This window comes from Nodularia spumigena CCY9414, assembly GCF_000340565.2.
In the GTDB taxonomy this organism is placed as follows: domain Bacteria; phylum Cyanobacteriota; class Cyanobacteriia; order Cyanobacteriales; family Nostocaceae; genus Nodularia; species Nodularia spumigena.
The window spans coordinates 3225483-3243444 of the sequence record NZ_CP007203.1; the positions used below are offsets into that span (position 1 = coordinate 3225483).

Below are 17962 nucleotides of genomic sequence, written 5' to 3' on the forward strand. Positions count from 1 at the left end.
TTTCGGTCAAACAATTTTGGATTTACGATTTGGGATTTTGGATTAATTCCGCCCTGAAGGGGTGGGGCTTGTACCGAAAATTCCCAATCCAAAATCTAAAATCCAAAATCTAAAATTTTTCGGTCAAACAATTTTGGATTTACGATTTGGGATTTTGGATTAATTCCGCCCTGAAGGGGTGGGGCTTGTACCGAAAATTCCCAATCCAAAATCTAAAATCCAAAATCTAAAATTTTTCGGTCATAACCACTCACCATTATAGGAATTTGGCTTAAATACAACAGTATTTTGTGGGAATCCTCCCTTTGGTAGTAGAATATCTATGTTAAGTTTTATATCCTTTAATACTTGGATATACGACGCATAACCATAAAACCTGTCGTTTCCTAAGTTGCTACAACAGCTTGAAACGGGAAAACACTAAAGAGAGGATTTCATAAAATGGCATTTACACAGCCCCCCTTACCATTCGACTTTAACGCTCTAGAAGCCTATGGCATGAAGGGCGAAACCTTTGAGTATCACTATGGCAAACATCATGCAGCCTATGTGACTAACTTAAACAAGCTGACTGACGGTACAGAACTTGCTGACAAGTCTCTCGAAGAAGTAATCCAAATTGCCTTTAAAGACTCCTCTAAGGTGGGAATCTTTAATAATGGCGCTCAAGTTTGGAATCACAGCTTTTTCTGGAATTGCTTGAAGCCCGCAGGTGGTGGCGCGCCCACCGGCGACTTAGCAGCCAAGATTAATCAGGATTTTGGTAGCTTCGATAAATTCAAAGAAGAATTTTCTAACGCAGCTGCAACTCAATTCGGTAGTGGTTGGGCTTGGTTAATTGATGATGGTGGTACTCTCAAGGTAATGAAGACACCAAATGCAGAAAACCCCTTAGCTCATGGCAAAAAAGCACTCTTAACCTTGGATGTCTGGGAACACGCCTACTACATCGACCATAGAAATGCTCGTCCTGCTTTCATTAAGAACTTCTTAGACCAGTTGGTAAATTGGGACTTTGCTGCTGAAAACTACGCTAAAGCCTAATCATCTGTCAGTCTGTCCATGACTTCCATGCTGGCTGATTCCAGATATTTCCAGCAGTGAAAATCAGTGAATTAACGAATACTGCAAGCAGTCACGAATAGTATCGTGGCTGTTTTTGCTTAGTCATGTATCGTAAACAGTAGTGAGATCAACAATATGGATAGTAAAGAACTAGCACAATATCTAGAATCAACAGATAGCATTACCAAGCCTTGGCTACTGGTACAGCTGCGACTCCAGAAATTACAAGAACGCCGTGCTAGTATTTCCGAGGATACTTACGCCAATGAGTTGGCAGATATCCACGAAGACTTGATGCACTTGGGTGAATGGTGGCGTGGTATTGAGGATAAAGTCTTTTAGTCGCTCCTTGACTATGGACTATGAACTATGGACTAATGACTAATGACTAATGACTAATGACTAATGACTATGGATTATCGGGATGCTGGGGTTGATGTTGAGGCGGGTAGAGCCTTTGTAGACCAAATTCGCAATTTAGTTCACAGTACTTTTAGACCGGAAGTAATTGGTGGACTAGGCGGTTTTGGTGGTTGCTTCCAACTACCAGGGGGTTTTAAAGAACCAGTTTTGGTTTCCGGAACCGATGGTGTGGGAACAAAGCTGAAAATCGCTCAGGTGGTCAACCGACATGATACTGTGGGCATTGATTTAGTGGCGATGTGTGTCAATGATGTGTTGACATCAGGTGCAGAACCACTGTTTTTTTTAGATTATGTGGCTACCAGTAAGTTAGAACCAGAACAACTAACTCAAGTGGTAGCGGGGATAGCTTCTGGCTGTAGGTTGGCGGGTTGTGCTTTATTGGGAGGAGAAACCGCAGAAATGCCGGGTTTCTACCAAGTGGGTGAGTATGATTTGGCTGGGTTCTGTGTGGGAATTGTGGAAAAAAGCCAGATGTTGGATAGTTCTCAGGTGCAAATTGGAGATATTGCGATCGCACTTCCTAGCACTGGTGTACACAGCAATGGCTTGAGTTTAGTCCGGAAAATTGTTGACTCCAAATCATTGGCTTGGGATGAGCGTCCACAATTATTGGGTGGTGAAACTATCGCAGAAGCTTTCCTCAAACCGACACAAATTTATGTCAAGCCTGTTCTCGCAGCGCGTCAAGCTGACTTAGAAATTCATGGTATGGCTCATATTACAGGTGGCGGTTTACCAGAGAATTTACCTAGATGTCTAGGTAAAAATCAAAGCATTCAAATTCACCCCAATAGTTTGACTATCCCGCCTATATTCCAGTGGCTAGCTGAAGTCGGCTCAGTCAGTGCCGAGGCTATGTACAATACTTTCAATATGGGAATTGGTTTTGTGCTGTTAGTACCACCCCATCAAGTCCAACAAGCAATTACCTTTTTTCAATCACAGAATATTTCAGCTTTGGCAATTGGTGAAGTTATTACAGGTTCCGGTACATTAGAAGGCCTAGGATCATAGCACAAAATTGATGAGAACAAAATAGCAATCTCGCTGTCGTGCAATCCGCCTGCAATTGGATACAGGATTGTCCGTGTGCCTATTCTTGTTCTTGTCGCTACCTGATTCTTGCGTCGAGTTAAATCTTGCTGAATCAAGGTGAAACCTGTCCTCACCCTCACAAATAACTTTTTCAGCACACCCTAATTAACTCCGTAGTTAAATATGTTCAAGAAGATTTTTGAATAACTTTATATCAGCAATTGGAAATACTCATGATTATCAGCATTTAGATTTGCTAAGGTAGTCTTAACATATTGAAAAATTTGGCTAATAAGGCTGAGTAAATTACTACTGACACTCGGAAGCGCTTGAGTTATTTTTACCTCTAAGTGTGGTGTGTTGGTTTATGATCAAGTATTTTCATTTATAAAAAGTTATGGTTGTAAATTTTGCTCGGACATCTACAAACGCAGACACTTTAAGGCAAGTCTTCTGGAGTGTTGATGCCCAAAGCTGTCCCACGTTATTGAATTTTCATCTGCATACTGTCCACTCAGATGGCAAGTTGCAACCAAGTACATTGATGGAACAGGCGATCGCAATTGGGCTACAAGGATTAGCGATTACAGACCACCATAGTATCAAAGGGTATGAAGCAGCACAAGATTGGTTAGAAAACTATCGGGGAAATTCCAGTGAAAACACTCCTTATTTATGGAGTGGTGTAGAAATTAATGCCAACCTTTTGGATGTGGAAGTTCATATTTTGGCTTACGCCTTTGAGCCAGAGCATCCTAGTATCAAACCCTATTTGCAAAGAAAACCGACGACAGGTAAAGAATATCAAGCACATAACGTCATTGCTGCTATCCAACAAGCCGGGGGATTGGCAGTTTTAGCTCATCCAGCTCGTTACAAGCGATCGCATTTTGACTTAGTTCCGGCGGCGGCTGAACGGGGAATTGATGGTGTTGAAGCTTTCTACGCATACAAAAACCCCAAACCTTGGACACCAAGTGCTTTGGAAACACAACAGGTACAACAGTTAGCTGATGAATATCAGCTATTTAATACCTGTGGTACAGATACCCACGGTTTAAGTCTGCTACAACGCTTGTAAAGATAAATAAATCTTGCTCAAAACTTCTGGTTTGATGAGAACGTGAGTTTAAAATAGGATATGGTCTAAACAATCACTCCTCACCAGCAACGCCATACTCATTCCCCATCCTGATAAACTTGTTTAGCTTAAACATTTTTAATAGTCTAAAACAATGGAAGCATCTGCTAATTTCGACTTTGAGGACGATAAATTTAACGCCCCTCCTTCTCAAATCATCCCCTGGTGTCAGATGATTAATCCTCGGTACGGCACAGATGGTATCCAGCCCCACGGGTTGGCGATTAAATTGGATAATGCTAGTGCTGTAGGTTTTAAGCCCGATGAAAATTGGCAACAGCTAGAGCATGAATTTAGCTCTGGAATGGAAACAGTTTTTATTACCAGTACGCCAAAATTAGTTATAGTCCGCCGGGGGCCTCTATCTGTTAAAGACCGGGAAACTGGTAGCAAACTTGGTACTCTTAAAGAAAATTACGATGCTTTTTTAGCCGATAAGCTTAAATTTAAAACCTTTACTCGCTACCTAATTTACTTAGTCGGAGAAGATAAAAAATTTCTGCACGACTCTCCATTACAATTAACTCTTAACGGCGCAGCCGGAGCAAGTTTTAGCAAATCTTACTGCGAATTTCAACAAGGAAGAGTGATCGGTGGCTTCGTAGCTGAACTAGAAAGAGCTTATGCTGTATATCGGCAGCAACCTGTTGTACCAAAAGGCTCGTTATTTCACGCGCATGGAATTTTCTCCCCGATTATTGAATCTGAAGAACGCGGTATTCAACCAAATACTGCGCTGGTAGCTTCAACAGTGGACTACAAGCATCCCACTGTTGACACATTAACTGAATATCTAATTGCTTCAGATTCGGTTGAGTCGGCGATGATCTGCAAGACTTTTGAAGAACACAAAGAATTTGGTAAGGAATCTATCAAAGTCGAAGCACCTAAATTGGCAGCAGTTGGTGTTTCTAGTTCTTATATTTACGCTGATGACGATGATTATCCACCGTATTAGCGTGGGGAGTGGGGAGTGGGGAGTGGGGAGTGGGGAGTGGGGAGTGGGGAGTGGGGAGTGGGGAGAAGAGGAACGGGGGGCAGGGGGCTTTCTAGCAGGGGAGAAGAGGAAAGGGGGCAGGGGGCTTTCTAGCAGGGGAGAAGAGGAACGGTTATTAAGTAACCCGAAGTTTAAAGTAATTTCTTACTCCCCCTTGCACCCTGCACCCCGCACCCCTGCCTCTTTACTCCCCCTTGCACCCTGCACCCCGCCCCCCTGCCTCTTTACTCCCCCTTGCACCCTGCACCCCGCCCCCCTGCCTCTTTACTCCCCCTTGCACCCTGCACCCCGCCCCTGCCTCTTCTCCCCTGCCCTTCTGCCTCTTCCCAGCCCCTATCTTTTGAGTAGCAAATAGTAAAGTGAGCCTTTACCACCTGTAACGCCAGCGCGATCGCCAGCGACTTTGCCAGAACCCATGAAATAATCGACCCTTCCCGGTCCTTTGATGGCGCTTCCTGTATCCTGATCGAGTACAAAGCGGCTCACAGTCCGATATTGCATCTGACCATTGCTGGTGGGATATGGAATTGAAGTATGAACCAGTGCTAGTGCGCCCGGAGGCATGAGAGATTTATCTGTAGCAATGGAACGCTCGGCGGTAACTGGTACATTAATACTGCCAGTAGCTGGTCTACCGGCGGTTTCTTTGAAGAAGACAAATCTTTCCCATCGGGGGAGATAATTATTCATTTCCTGGGGCTGGCTCTGGAAAAAGTTAATGATCCCCGGCATACTTAATTGATTGGCGGCTAACTTGCCATCTTTGGACAGTTGTCCGCCGATACTAGTCCAGGGGTAATCTGTTCCACCGGCAAAACCGATAGAGGTTTTAGTACCATCAGATAACTGGATTTGGGCAGAACCTTGGATGTGTACCATGTATGCGTCGAAGCGATCGCGGAACCATAGGATTTCTAAACCACTTAACTGGCTTCTTTCCCCTAGTAATCCGTCTTTACCTTCCAAATCAACTCGTTTAGGGTGAGGTTTAGCCCATTGAGCCAAATCCGGTGGAACTCGATACAGGGGATACTTGTATTCTTCAGTCCTGACACGGCTAGCATTATAAATAGGCTCATAGTAAGCAGTAAACTTAACAGTACCCTGGCCATCATGGCCCACAGACTGGTAAAAGGTAAACTCTCGACGGACAGCAGCTTGCAGTTCTTCTGGGGATTTAGAATTAACTACTAGCTCCCGGAAACGGATCAAACTCCGACGCACACGATCATGGGTAATTCCTTTAACTGGATACTTTTGATAGGCGGCGATCGCACTCTTTCTCGACAGGTAACTCAAACTATTGTCAATGGAAGCCAACAAAGCCAGGCGATCGCCACCGCCAGATTTACCGATTTGATTCCAAAGTTGCTCATCCCAACCCAAACAAGCGTGTCTGGGAGTACAATTGTTTCCCAGGTTCAGGGGTTTAAGGACCCGTGACGGCTGTATGTTAGGAATCCTGGGCTTGGGTTGGACTGGCGGCTGTACCTGAGAATTGGTTGGTACTGGTAACGGGATAGAAACCTGAGCGACAGCTGACCAGATACTATTTATAAAGGCAATTCCTAAACTCAAGGAAACCAAAGCAAGGCTTTTTCTCATCATAAAAACGATAGAGTGTACAGACTAGGGAGACATCCCGTCAAGTGTTTTGAGCTACCACACTCAGACAGTCCAGTTTCATGAGCTAGACACTGGTTTGGTCTTGTATTTGAAAGGTGGTTAGCCTTTCTCCTACAAGCCCCTAGCTTCAGCCGGGGGTTAGTGACTTAGTTGAATCTTTCAACACTAGAGCTAAAAACTGGTTCTACCCGGATTGCTAAAATCCGACTTGGACGTACTACTAAATACTCCTGCTGAATATTCTTGATTGGTACATTAATAAATTCATTAGAATCAAACTTAGGCATCAGCGAACTGCTGTACCATTTTTGAAAATCTGGAAAAGTGGGAAAACGTATTTCTTCCCGGTGACCACCCTCTAGTAAGAGGTGTACTGCAAATTCATTTGGTGTTCTCGGCATAAAATTGAATTATTTCAAACATATCCAACTCATTGTTAACCACCGAACGCCACAATGAAAAGGGTAAGCATACCGGAAGCACAAAAGCTTTTTGCCATAAATTTCAATTCATCGCGCATCACTCCCCACATTTGGGCTTTACTTTGACTCTAGACGGCCTTCAGTTTTACCAGTTCCCTAAAAATTCCCCCAACTACGTAAGGTGACAACACTAGCGCACATAATTTAAACCTAGAAACATACACTTACAGCGTATGTCTCTAGGTTCGTGGTTTTTTTACTTGATTACCCGCAACGTGAATTAATACTGTTGAGGCCCCTTAGCATCACATTCTTTATTCAAGCACCGTTCTAGAAGTCCAATTCGCCAGCTATAAGCAAAACGACGAGGATTCAATTCTAATTTAGAATCGCGACTAAATAAGGGTTGGTTCAGATACTGCCAAAAAGGAAATTTAATCTTGTTGTGTTGTGCGGACATAGGAGGAACAAAATAGTATAAAAGCGTTGCGGCAGAGTAGTTGGCAGATTGTGTGATCACTGCCACATACTGATTTCCTACTTTAAGATGACATGATACATATTCAATTGTCTTGGTGGCAATTGCGGAATCTTACTTAAATATTTCTGTCAGATTTGCTAGACTGGACATGACGCTAAAAGTTCCTAGTACAGTACGGCGTAAATAGGACAACCATTTAAAATCAATCAAAAGCCTATAAAGTCAGACTTTTGACTTTTGACTTTTGACTTTTGACTTCCGCCTTGCGGTACTAGGTGAACTACCCACACTGACTTGGAGTACCAAGTACAGTGTCGGCTTCTGTACTCACAGGGGAATGCCGCAACTTAGACTTTCGCCCCAGCCTTGGTCTGACATCCCCTCCTACAGCAGAGACGGCTGAACCTTCCGCCTTGATCCCTTCGGCTTCGGTTCCATCGAGCGAAGTCGAGATGCTCAGGGCAAGCATTCTGATCCCCTCGGCTCTAATATTGAGCGCTGCGTTTCCATCACGGTCATGATGAGTACCACAATGAGGACAAGTCCATTGCCTCACATCCAATGGCATCTCACTCACTTGATGGAAACAATTAGAACAGAGCTTGGAACTGGGGAACCATCGATCAATTTCAACGAACTTTCCACCTTTACGCTCTAGCTTATAGGCTAGAAAATTGGTGAACGTTCCCCATCCACAATCAGAAATTGCCTTCGCCAAATTGTGATTACAAACCATGCCTTTGACATGAAGATTCTCTACTATGACAGCTTGGCTATCGCTGACCAACTTATAACTCAGTTTATGTAGAAAATCTTGCCTAGAATTGCTAATTCGTTCATACACTTTAGCGACAATTTTACGATATTTATTTCTTGAACTGCTCCCTTTTTGTTTACGGGCTAACTTTTTCTGCTTACGCTTGAGGTTTTTCTCATGCTTGGCAAGGTGCTTAGGATTATCATATTTAGAAACCTTTTCACCATCAGTTACAACAGCAAAGTGCTTCAAACCTAAATCAATACCATAGATCTTACCGAATGTAATAGTTGGATTTTCTCCTTCTACTTCAGTCAGGATAGATGCGAAATATTTACCTGATGTTGTTTTGCATACAGTTACAGTCTTGATTTTTCCCTCAATAGTCCTATGTATTTTGGCTTTGACTATGCCAATATTGCCTGGAAGTTTGACATTGCCATCGACAATTTTGACGTGTTGAGGATACTGAATAGACTGTTTACCATGCTTAGATTTGAACTTAGGAAACCCAGCACGCTTCTCAAAAAAGTTTTTGTATGCTGTGGTTAGATTGAGTGTTGTTGCCTGTAAAACTTGGCTATAACAATCGGCTAACCATACAGTCTCTTCTGCCTTTTTGAGCGCCGGAAGAAACGCGTTGAGTGCTACACGGCTAAGTCCCTTGCCCGTTTCTCTGTAAGTTTCAATTGACTGATTTAGAGCGTAATTCCACCACCAACGAGCGCAACCAAATGTTTGAGCTAGTTGTATTTCTTGTTCTTTTGATGGATACAAACGGACTTGCACAGCTTTGTGTAACACTTAACATCACCTCCTTGATTGGACTAATTTATCACAAGTTGATATTGCGGTAAAGTAGTCTAATCAAATAAAATAATTGCTGATTCCGCACTACGTGCCGCTACGCGAACATACATCCAGTATTTGTTTTTGGCTAGCAAAAAAGCCATACTGGATGCAATCGTTATCACCCACCTTATATCCCACCACTGATTCGTCCTTCCCAAATTCAGTGGGGGACTTACGGCGTAACAGTTAAAAATACTATTGTAGTTGTAGATCCGCTATTTGCTAGAGTCTACAAAGAAATTTTTTTGGTCAATAGAGATAAATTGATGGAACATATAAGCCTACAAGAAAGCTCCCGCCAAATTTGAGATGATGGCAGGAGTCTTCAGATTACAGATTAATAGTTGCAGGATAACTGCAAAGGATTATCTATTAATCTTTTAATAATGAGTGCCAGTTTTGCGATGGTTCATGGCAGTCACGGCATCAGGTTTGATTAATTTACCGTTGTCAACAGTTGCATAAATTACCCAATGATCGCCACATTCCATGCGTTCGTTGACAGAACATTCAACATAAGCGATCGCATCAGTGAGAATGGTACAGCCATTATCTGCAACTATGGTGCTAAAGTTGGTAAATCTGTCTTCTCCGGGAGCAAAACTTTTGCCCAAATGCTTGGTGTATTCTAAATGATTACCTTCCTCCAGGATATTCAAGGCAAATTTACTACCTGGATACATTAAAGATTCTATAGCTCTATCTTTAGCGATCGCCACAGTCAGACCTGGAGGATTAAAGGTAGCCTGAGACACCCAAGAGCCTAGCATCCCCGTAGACACATCACCTTGTTTAGCTGAGATTACACAAACCGAACCAACAATCCGACCCACAGCTTGTTCCATAGGCGTAGCCGATTGTTGTGGTAAGCGGACTTTTTTAGCTTTTTTCAAAGTTTGAGCAAAATCTGTACCAACTTCTTCACAGAACTTGAGAGTCATATCGTCAGGCTTAAACTTGACTCTGAGAGTATCAAATCCAAAGCGATAACCAGCATCCCGAAGTTTACCTTCAATTAAATCAAAGGCTTCGCCACTCCAGCCGTAAGAACCAAAAACCCCTGCAAGTTTGTTGCTATCACCCACAGTTAAAACGATTCCCAAAGCAGTATGAATGGGAGTCGGAGCATGACCGCCAATAGTGGGAGAACCAATCACAAAACCATCACACTTTTGGATAGCAGCGTTGATTTCATCAGGAGTAGCAAATTCGCAGTTAATCGAATGCACTGCGGCTCCACCTTTAGTTAATCCCAAAGCCATCGCCTGGGCTAAGATAGCTGTATTTCCGTAAGCTGAAGCATAAAGCAGAGCAACAGATATCTCCCGCTCCTTTTGAGCATCGCTCCATTCTGCGTAAGCCTTAGTCAGTTCCATTAAGCCAGTACGTACCAATGGCCCATGACCAGGAGCATACATTCTCACCTGTAAATCTGAGATTTTCTCCAAAGCTGATTCTACGTGCTGAGATTGGGGAGCCATCAGACAGTTGTAGTAGTAGCGCTGGTCTTCTTTCAATGCTTCCCAGTTGTCATCAAACACCTCATCACCACAGATATGAGCGCCAAAAAGCTTATCTGTGTAGAGAATTTGGGTTTTGTCGTCGTAAGTACAAAGTCCTTCGGGCCAACGAGGACTAGGAATAGGTAAGAATTTTAAAACATGACCCTGACCTAAATCTAAAGTTTCTTTCCCCCGCATCACTAAAATTTCTAGGGCGTTATCTGGGAAAGCATGACGCAAATTAGCCTCACTGGGAAGAGAACAAACAAATGTTACCTGTGGTGCTAATTCTAAAATTGCCTTGAGTGTGGGTACACGGTTGGGGCTAAAGTGACCCAGGAGGACATAATCCAACTCTTTCAAGTTTACGGTTTGCTGTAATGCCTGGACATAAATTTCTGTGAAGGTTTCAGCCGGTGGGTCAATAATTGCGGATTTATCGCCTTCAATTAAAAAACAATTGGAGGTAGTACCTCTTTCTCTGGCGTATTCAATTTCAAACCGCAGGCGTGACCAACTACGCGCTCTAATAAATTTCGTGTTTGTAGCGACGGGAATAACTTGTACGTCACGGGGTTTGGAATTGCTCATAGATTTTTGGTGAAGAACTGTAGAAAAAACATGGAAAAACCGGAGTGAAGAGGCAGGGGTGCGGGGAGCAGGGTGCAAGGGGGAGTAAAGAGGCAGGGGTGCGGGGAGCAAGGGGGAGTAAGAAATTACTTTAAACTTCGGGTTACTTAATAACCGTTCCTCTTCTCCCCTGCCCCCTGCCCCCTGCCCCTCTGCTTCTTCTAGTAGTAATTGCCTACTTTGCGATGGCGAACTGCTGTCAGTGCATCAGATTTAGATACACGACCTTCTGCAACGGTGCAGTATAAAAGCCAGTGGTCGCTGCATTCCATGCTCTTTTGGATTTCACATTCCATGTATGCGAGAGCGTCGGTGAGGATGGGAGAACCGTTTTTGGCGGTTTGGGTTTTGACTCCCGCAAACCTGTCAGCACCGGGAAGCAAGCGCTTGAGGAAGTGCTTTTTCAGTTCTTGATAATTGCCTTCTTCGAGGACATTCAGAACAAAGCGATCGCCTACTTGCATCAAGGAATCAATAGCACGGTCTTTGGCGACGGCGATTGTAAATCCTAAAGGTTGTAAACTCGCTTGTGCTACCCAGGAGGCTAACATGGCACTTTTGACATCACCTTTTTTGGTGGTGACAATGTACAGTCCATTGCTAATCCGCCCCAGGGCTTTTTCTAAGTTGACATCTAAAGACTTGATTTGCTTGATGTTACGTTCGCGCATCAGCACTTGTCCCAAGTCTATACCCGCTTCTTGGCACATTTGGAATGTACTGGCGGTGGGAGCTTCTTTAATCCGAATAGCTGGGAAGGCTTCTTTTACACCCAAGTCAATAAACTTTCGCCGCAGGGTATCAATGGGTTCATCATCACCGCCGTAACATTCAAACAAGCCCACCATTTGCTTGTTTTTCACCACGGATAATAAGGAACTAATCCCAGCTTGAGCCGCAGCAGCACTAGATGGAGGCATTCCGATAATAACACCAGTGGCTCTACCTGCTAGTTCTTGGATTTCTTGCGGTTCGGCTGTGCTAATATCAATGACTTCTATGCCGACTCCGGTTTTTTGGATACCTTCAGCGATCGCTAAACCTAGTTGATCACTATAGCCATACTGGGAAACATAAAACAAGCCGACGGTGGTTTCTGTCTTGGCTTGTCTTTGGCTCCAAGTTTGGTAGCACTCTTTTAACAAGTCTAAGTTATGGTACAGTAAGGGGCCGTGACCGTTGGCAATGATGTTAATTTTTCCCAAATCGCCCATTCTCTTCATTGCGTTCAGGAGAGAACGAGCATTTGGCCCCATGAGACAGTCATAGTAAAATCTAAAGTCGGCTTCAATCGCTTCTAAGTCTTCATCAAAGGTGCGATTGTCACAGAAGTGCATCCCAAAAGCGTCGCAGGTGAAGAGGGTTTGGGTTTTGCGGTCGAAGCTGAAGATTGTATCTGGCCAGTGTAGGTTAGGCGCACTGACAAATTCAATTTCGTGTCCTTTACCAATGTCGATGCGATCGCCACTTTTGACAATGCGCTTGGAAAAGGGATCATGTACTAAACCTTCTAAAAACTGAAGGGCAATTTTTGAAGCTAATACAGTCGCTCTGGGTGCTAATTGTAGAACATCTTCAACCAAGCCGCTATGGTCTGGTTCTGTGTGACTAACGATTATGTAATCAATTGTCTTGGGGTTAACAAGTCCTTTGAGTGTATCTAAATATAGTTGTCGAAACTTCTGGTGAGAAGTATCGATCAAAATTGTCTGTTCACCCCGAATCAGATATGAGTTGTATGTTGTACCGTTTTGCAGTCCAAATTCGATATCGAAGCGATCGCGATCCCAATCAAGAGAGCGAATCGCCGTTGTGTTAGGGGCAATTTCTACAGTCTGTATAGTTAACCGATGCTGCACGTTCTCTGCGACCGTTACCATTCTTTGTCTCCGAGCGCAAATTTTTAGTATTCTTTTTCTGCACCCATTGTCGCTGGAATTTATTTTTAAAGTTGTAATGAAGATGCTATTTTACTAAATTAAACTTGTATTAAATATTGCGCTTTTTTGGTCGTTTTTCTAACTCAAAGTATATACTATTAATTTACAGGTATTACTTTTTAAATATGGTCTTTTATTGGTTTGATTTCATCATACATATCTTGTTTCTCTGACAAGCATTTCGTAATGAAAAGCATAGAATGGAGTTTTTAACGCAAAGGTTCGCGAAGTTTTCGCAAAGTTGCGCGGAGTCTTGATCTGAAGGTTTTTTGTGCGGTTTTTATAGTATGATTACCAATCATATAAGCTATCTTATAGCCCCCTCCTCGCTTGCACCGGAGGGGGTTGGGGGTGGGGTTGTTTTAATTATGAATAAACAAAAGGGCAAAGTTTATCTTGTCGGTGCTGGCCCTGGAAATGTGGCTTATCTGACGGTGAAGGCTTACAGTCTGTTAGCCAAGGCTGAGGTATTAATCTATGATGCTCTAGTAGATGAGCAATTGTTACAATGTGTACCACCTGATTGTCTGCGGCTAGATGTTGGTAAACGTGGTGGTAAACCTAGTACACCACAAACTGAAATTAATCAGTTAATTGTGCAGCACTGTTTACAGGGAAAACAAGTGGTACGCCTCAAGTCAGGTGATCCGTTTATTTTTGGGCGCTGTACGGCGGAAATTCAAGCTTTGCAAGAGTTTGGTTGTGAATTTGAAGTTGTACCCGGAATTTCTTCGGCTCTTGCTGCTCCATTAATGGCGGGTATTCCTTTAACAGATCCGGTTCTGAGTCGTTGTTTTGCAGTGTTAACAGCCCATGAACCAGATGTTTTAGATTGGGAAGCTTTATCTCGGTTGGAAACTTTAGTTATATTGATGGGTGGGCGACATCTACCACAGATTATACAGCAATTAGTTAGACACGGGCGATCGCATTCTACAGCTATTGCGATTATCCGTTGGGCGGGAACTCCTCAGCAACAAATTTGGACAGCCCAGTTAGATAATATTCTCGAACAAACTATCGGCGTTTCTCTCTCCCCAGTGGTAATTGTGATTGGCGAAGTTGTGAGATTATCCAATTACTTACAATCTGAGAAAATATCCTTAGATCAAGTTTCTCACGCCCAAACTATGTTCAGCAATTTTTCTGCATCTTCCCACCTCCCCCTCACGGGTAAAACTATCCTGGTGACGCGTTCTTCTGGACAATCTAGCCAATTTAGCGATCGCCTCACCGCATTAGGTGCTACTGTAATTGAAATGCCAACTTTAGAAATTGTCCCGCCTTCGAGTTGGGATGGGTTGGATCAGGCGATCGCTAATTTAATTGATTTTGACTGGTTAATTCTCACTTCCACCAATGGCGTAGACTACTTTTTTGCCAGATTAATCGCCCAAGGTAAAGATATTCGGGCTTTAGCTGGGGTGAAAATTGCCGTAGTTGGTGAAAAAACAGCCGCAAGTCTCCACAAATATCATCTTCAACCTGATTTTATTCCCCCTAATTTTGTTGCTGATTCTTTAGTAGAAAATTTCCCCGAAGCACTACAAAATAAAAAGGTGTTATTTCCCAGAGTGGAAAGCGGTGGAAGAGAAGTTTTAGTCAAAGAATTAACTACTCAAGGTGCAGAAGTTTTAGAAGTGGCTGCATATCAATCTCGTTGTCCTGATAGTATCCCAGAATCAGCAAAGTTAGCTCTCCAAAATCGCACTGTTGATATAATTACTTTTGCTAGTTCTAAAACTGTAAAATTTTTCTGTCAACTTATATCAGAAATATTTTCTCATAACTCTGATATAACTTATGCCTTAGAGCAAATTTGTATTGCTTCTATCGGTCCCCAAACCTCAAAAACTTGCCATGCTTTATTAGGGCGAGTGACCATTGAAGCTGAAGAATATACTTTAGATGGCTTAACTCAAGCAGTAATAAAATGGGTGAAAAATTCTCAAATTACTCATGAATAAACGCATCATCGGCTTAACAGGAGGTATTGCTACAGGTAAAACTACTGTCGCCAATTATTTGGCTAGTGCTTATAATCTGCCAGTTTTCGATGCAGATATTTATGCTAGGGATGCTGTAGCTGTGGGTTCGCCAATTCTGAGTGCGATCGCTCAACGTTATAGTAAAAAAATCTTACTTCCAGATGGTAGCCTCAACCGAGAAAAACTGGGTACAATTATCTTTGCACAACCAGAAGAACGCCACTGGATAGAGAGTTTAATTCATCCTTATGTAGTTGAGCGTTTTGAGCAAGCGATCATCGCCAAATCATCATCACAAACACTTTTATTAGTTATCCCCCTACTTTTTGAAGCCCAGATGACTGACTTAGTTACAGAAATTTGGGTAGTGCGCTGTTCTGAATTACAGCAACTGCAAAGATTAATCCAGCGCAATCATTTAACTCCTATTCAAGCCCAAGCTCGCATCAATAGCCAGTTATCTTTGTCAGAAAAAGCAGCTCGTGCAAATGTTGTACTTGACAACTCTTCTACCCTTGAGTCTCTGCTCAAACAGGTAGATGTTGCTTTTGCAATGAATATTCAGGACAATATCAGCTAAAAAAATGATCCCGATGAGAATGATTTTAAACTTTTTCAGTATAGGCGATCGCTCTCTATATACAAACTAGAATAGGCATATACAATCAGTTAATTAGAGCTAGTTAAATACTAAGGAATGTTAAGGATGTATCACAAAATTTTGGTGGCTGTAGACAAGTCAGAAATGAGCCAATATGTGTTTGAACACGGTGTATTTTTGGCAAAAGCTGCTGATGCTGAACTCATGTTGCTACACGTACTGTCCCCCCTAGAAGACCCCTATATCAGTCCTGTATTTACACAACCAGATACCCTCTATCCATCTGTGCCAACTACACCTATGGATACTTATATACAGGAGTGGGAAGAACTGAAAAGACAAAGACTAGATTGGTTGCGCTCCCTGAGTGACACAGCAATTAATGCAGGCGTAAAAACTGGGTTTACCCAAAATCTCGGTGATGCTGGAAAGATAATTTGTGAAGTTGCGCGTAATGGGCTAGCTGATTTAATTGTAGTTGGTCGTCGAGGTCGTACTGGAATCAGTGAGTTTTTGCTAGGTAGTGTCAGCAATTATGTCCTGCATCATGCTCCTTGCTCAATTTTGACAGTACAAGGACGTATTCCTACCACCACGGAAATTCCTCCTAGAGTGTAGGTGATGAATACAGCAATTTCCCAGTAAATCAAGTAAACATCTTAATTTTAGAACTCTTGTGGGGGTGGGTATCTTTGCCCTCCCTTCTCTACATTTTCAGTATAAGTAGGTCGGCGTAAATAAAGTTAACTAGCTAGGGTCGTCATTGGTCATTTGTCATTGGTCATTAGTAAGGGTTTAAGTCCTGTTTACGAGTCGTAACATAGTTTGGTTTATTCATGCTTACCTACTTATCTAATAAATTCACAATCAGATAAAAACATTTAACATTGAAATCATCATTTTAATTACATATATTATTCATGGGATTAATTATATCTATTTAATATTCCCGTGAACACAATATTTATACTTTCAAATTTGGAGAATTATTGTTGATGGAACTAGATGCTATCAACTCGGTTAATGGTGAGGAAAATACTTCAATTAGTGATGATTCGGCTCTAGGACCGCCTTTTGAGGGACTAGATGCAGTTTTAGCTGAGAATTTACATTTAAGAGACACTAATAATCTCTCTGGGATGAATGGAGGAAACACTCCTGTACTAGATACCGTTATTGATCCGTTCGCAGGCGATGTTAGCGGTCAACTTAATGAATTAATTTTTGGTCGCTTGGATTTAATTCAGAGTCAAAACTCCTTCGATGGCGTTGATAACGCCTTTGTTGGTGGCGGTAGTAACTCATTTCCAGTTGGCAATGGTAACAGAAACTTTGGTAGTGATAACGCAACTATTGGTAATTCTAACTCAGACTATGGTAGTGATAGCGCCACTATTGGTAATGGTAATTGGAACTTTAATGATAATAATGTAACTATTGGTAATGGTAACTGGCTATTCGCAAGTGACAATACAACCCTTGGTAATGGTAACTGGTATTGGGATGATGGCAGTAACAATGCAACTCTAGGTAATGGGAATTGGCAGTTTAATAGTGACAATTCAACTATTGGTAATGGTAACTGGGGGTTTGGTAATAATAATACAACTCTTGGTAATGGTAACTGGGGGTTTGGTAATAATAATACAACTATTGGCAATGGTAACTGGGACTTTGGTAATAACAACACAATTATTGGGAACGGGAAATGGATCTTTGACGATAACAATATAGTGGTTGGTGATTACAAAATTCCCCAGGATTCAGAGTTAATTCCCCCAGAATTTCAGGGTGATGTTGATAGCTTAATTAACTCTCTTATCGGCAGTATGGGTGAAAAGTTTCTGCCGTTAACAGGAGATTTGGGCGGATCGGAGACAGAAACCTTTAATCGGCTGATTCTTTCTCAAAACAATGGTAATATGTCTACAGATGTTGAGGAGTTTTTGGCTTTACTCAATGAGATTCAAACCAATGCGATCGCTTACCAGCATTGGCAAAAGCCTGAGCCTGTCCCAGAATCTGCATCTTCAGTGTCACTGGTAGTAGTTGGACTCGTCTATTTGCTATTGTCGAAATTCAAACAAGGATTTTGCCGCCAACCAAGGTAAGCAATTAAATTTTTACAGGCAAATCTTTGTAGATTGATCAATTAAACAAAATAAAATTTAACAACTCTGCATTTTTTGTAGAGTTTTATTAATTATTGTCCGGGAATTCTCAGGAAGCTATTTGCTAGATAAATTATACTTTACAATTGTAAAATTTAGGTGAAATATTTAAGGCTTCTGAAGTTCAATCAAAGCCTCAAAAATATCTCGGCTCTACCTATGATATATTATTTATTTAAAGTAAGATCAGGATTTATACGGTTATATTTCCGTGTGTAAATGCTTAAAATAATATAATAGATAACTCAATATTAAACCCATATTAATGGGAGCGTAGACTAAGCTGAGAGGAAATTAAGCATTCAACTACTCCTCTACCAGCGCTACT

The 17962-nt window shown here is 42.1% G+C and carries 15 protein-coding genes; 9 read left to right on the plus strand and 6 right to left on the minus strand.

Features of this window, described 5'->3' with window-relative positions; translation table 11 throughout:
- The first annotated feature begins 441 nt into the window (after window positions 1-441).
- The 5 genes from sodB (at window position 442) to NSP_RS13990 (ending at window position 4625) form a co-directional block, all read left to right on the plus strand.
- Window positions 442-1044 carry a superoxide dismutase [Fe] gene (gene sodB, locus NSP_RS13970; protein ID WP_006195978.1) on the plus strand — a complete coding sequence of 201 codons (603 nt, stop codon included), beginning with the start codon at window positions 442-444 and terminating at the stop codon, window positions 1042-1044.
- Between the two features lie 156 nt (window positions 1045-1200).
- Complete coding sequence (locus NSP_RS13975; protein ID WP_006195979.1) at window positions 1201-1407, plus strand: hypothetical protein; 207 nt, start codon at window positions 1201-1203, stop codon at window positions 1405-1407.
- 69 nt (window positions 1408-1476) lie between these two features.
- A complete protein-coding gene (purM, locus tag NSP_RS13980; RefSeq protein WP_006195980.1) occupies window positions 1477-2505 on the plus strand; it encodes a phosphoribosylformylglycinamidine cyclo-ligase in 1029 nt (342 codons plus the stop codon).
- A gap of 418 nt (window positions 2506-2923) precedes the next feature.
- Entirely contained in the window at window positions 2924-3607 is a 684-nt protein-coding gene (locus NSP_RS13985; RefSeq protein ID WP_006195981.1) for a PHP domain-containing protein, read from the plus strand.
- A 154-nt stretch (window positions 3608-3761) separates the two neighbouring features.
- Window positions 3762-4625 carry a DUF5895 domain-containing protein gene (locus NSP_RS13990; RefSeq protein ID WP_006195982.1) on the plus strand — a complete coding sequence of 288 codons (864 nt, stop codon included), beginning with the start codon at window positions 3762-3764 and terminating at the stop codon, window positions 4623-4625.
- A 372-nt stretch (window positions 4626-4997) separates the two neighbouring features.
- On the opposite strand, the gene mltA is transcribed toward NSP_RS13990, so the two are convergent.
- The 6 genes from mltA to NSP_RS14025 all read right to left on the minus strand — a co-directional run bounded on the left by mltA (window position 4998) and on the right by NSP_RS14025 (window position 12814).
- Entirely contained in the window at window positions 4998-6269 is a 1272-nt protein-coding gene (gene mltA, locus NSP_RS14000) for a murein transglycosylase A (RefSeq protein WP_042202054.1), read from the minus strand.
- A gap of 167 nt (window positions 6270-6436) precedes the next feature.
- A complete protein-coding gene (locus NSP_RS14005) occupies window positions 6437-6691 on the minus strand; it encodes a hypothetical protein (protein ID WP_006195984.1) in 255 nt (84 codons plus the stop codon).
- Window positions 6692-6992: 301 nt separating this feature from the next.
- Entirely contained in the window at window positions 6993-7238 is a 246-nt protein-coding gene (locus NSP_RS14010) for a hypothetical protein (protein WP_006195985.1), read from the minus strand.
- 235 nt (window positions 7239-7473) lie between these two features.
- A complete protein-coding gene (locus NSP_RS14015) occupies window positions 7474-8754 on the minus strand; it encodes an RNA-guided endonuclease InsQ/TnpB family protein (protein ID WP_006195986.1) in 1281 nt (426 codons plus the stop codon).
- Window positions 8755-9182: 428 nt separating this feature from the next.
- On the minus strand, window positions 9183-10895 hold the full coding sequence (locus NSP_RS14020) for a diflavin flavoprotein (protein ID WP_006195987.1): 1713 nt from the start codon (window positions 10893-10895) through the stop codon (window positions 9183-9185).
- 200 nt (window positions 10896-11095) lie between these two features.
- Window positions 11096-12814: a diflavin flavoprotein gene (locus tag NSP_RS14025; RefSeq protein ID WP_006195988.1), complete on the minus strand. Its 1719-nt coding sequence runs from the start codon at window positions 12812-12814 to the stop codon at window positions 11096-11098.
- 428 nt (window positions 12815-13242) lie between these two features.
- Here NSP_RS14025 and cobA point away from each other — a divergent pair, with 428 nt between their 5' ends.
- The 4 genes from cobA to NSP_RS14045 all read left to right on the plus strand — a co-directional run bounded on the left by cobA (window position 13243) and on the right by NSP_RS14045 (window position 17574).
- Window positions 13243-14841 (plus strand): uroporphyrinogen-III C-methyltransferase, encoded by a 1599-nt coding sequence (cobA, locus tag NSP_RS14030; protein ID WP_006195989.1) that lies wholly within the window; start codon window positions 13243-13245, stop codon window positions 14839-14841.
- The gene (coaE, locus tag NSP_RS14035; RefSeq protein WP_006195990.1) at window positions 14834-15442 is read left to right on the plus strand and encodes a dephospho-CoA kinase; all 609 of its coding nucleotides are present in this window, start codon (window positions 14834-14836) and stop codon (window positions 15440-15442) included. Before cobA ends, coaE begins: the two co-directional genes overlap by 8 nt.
- 126 nt (window positions 15443-15568) lie before the next feature.
- On the plus strand, window positions 15569-16081 hold the full coding sequence (locus NSP_RS14040; protein ID WP_006195991.1) for a universal stress protein: 513 nt from the start codon (window positions 15569-15571) through the stop codon (window positions 16079-16081).
- Window positions 16082-16458: 377 nt separating this feature from the next.
- Window positions 16459-17574 (plus strand): hypothetical protein, encoded by a 1116-nt coding sequence (locus NSP_RS14045; RefSeq protein WP_006195992.1) that lies wholly within the window; start codon window positions 16459-16461, stop codon window positions 17572-17574.
- The last annotated feature ends 388 nt before the right edge of the window (window positions 17575-17962 follow it).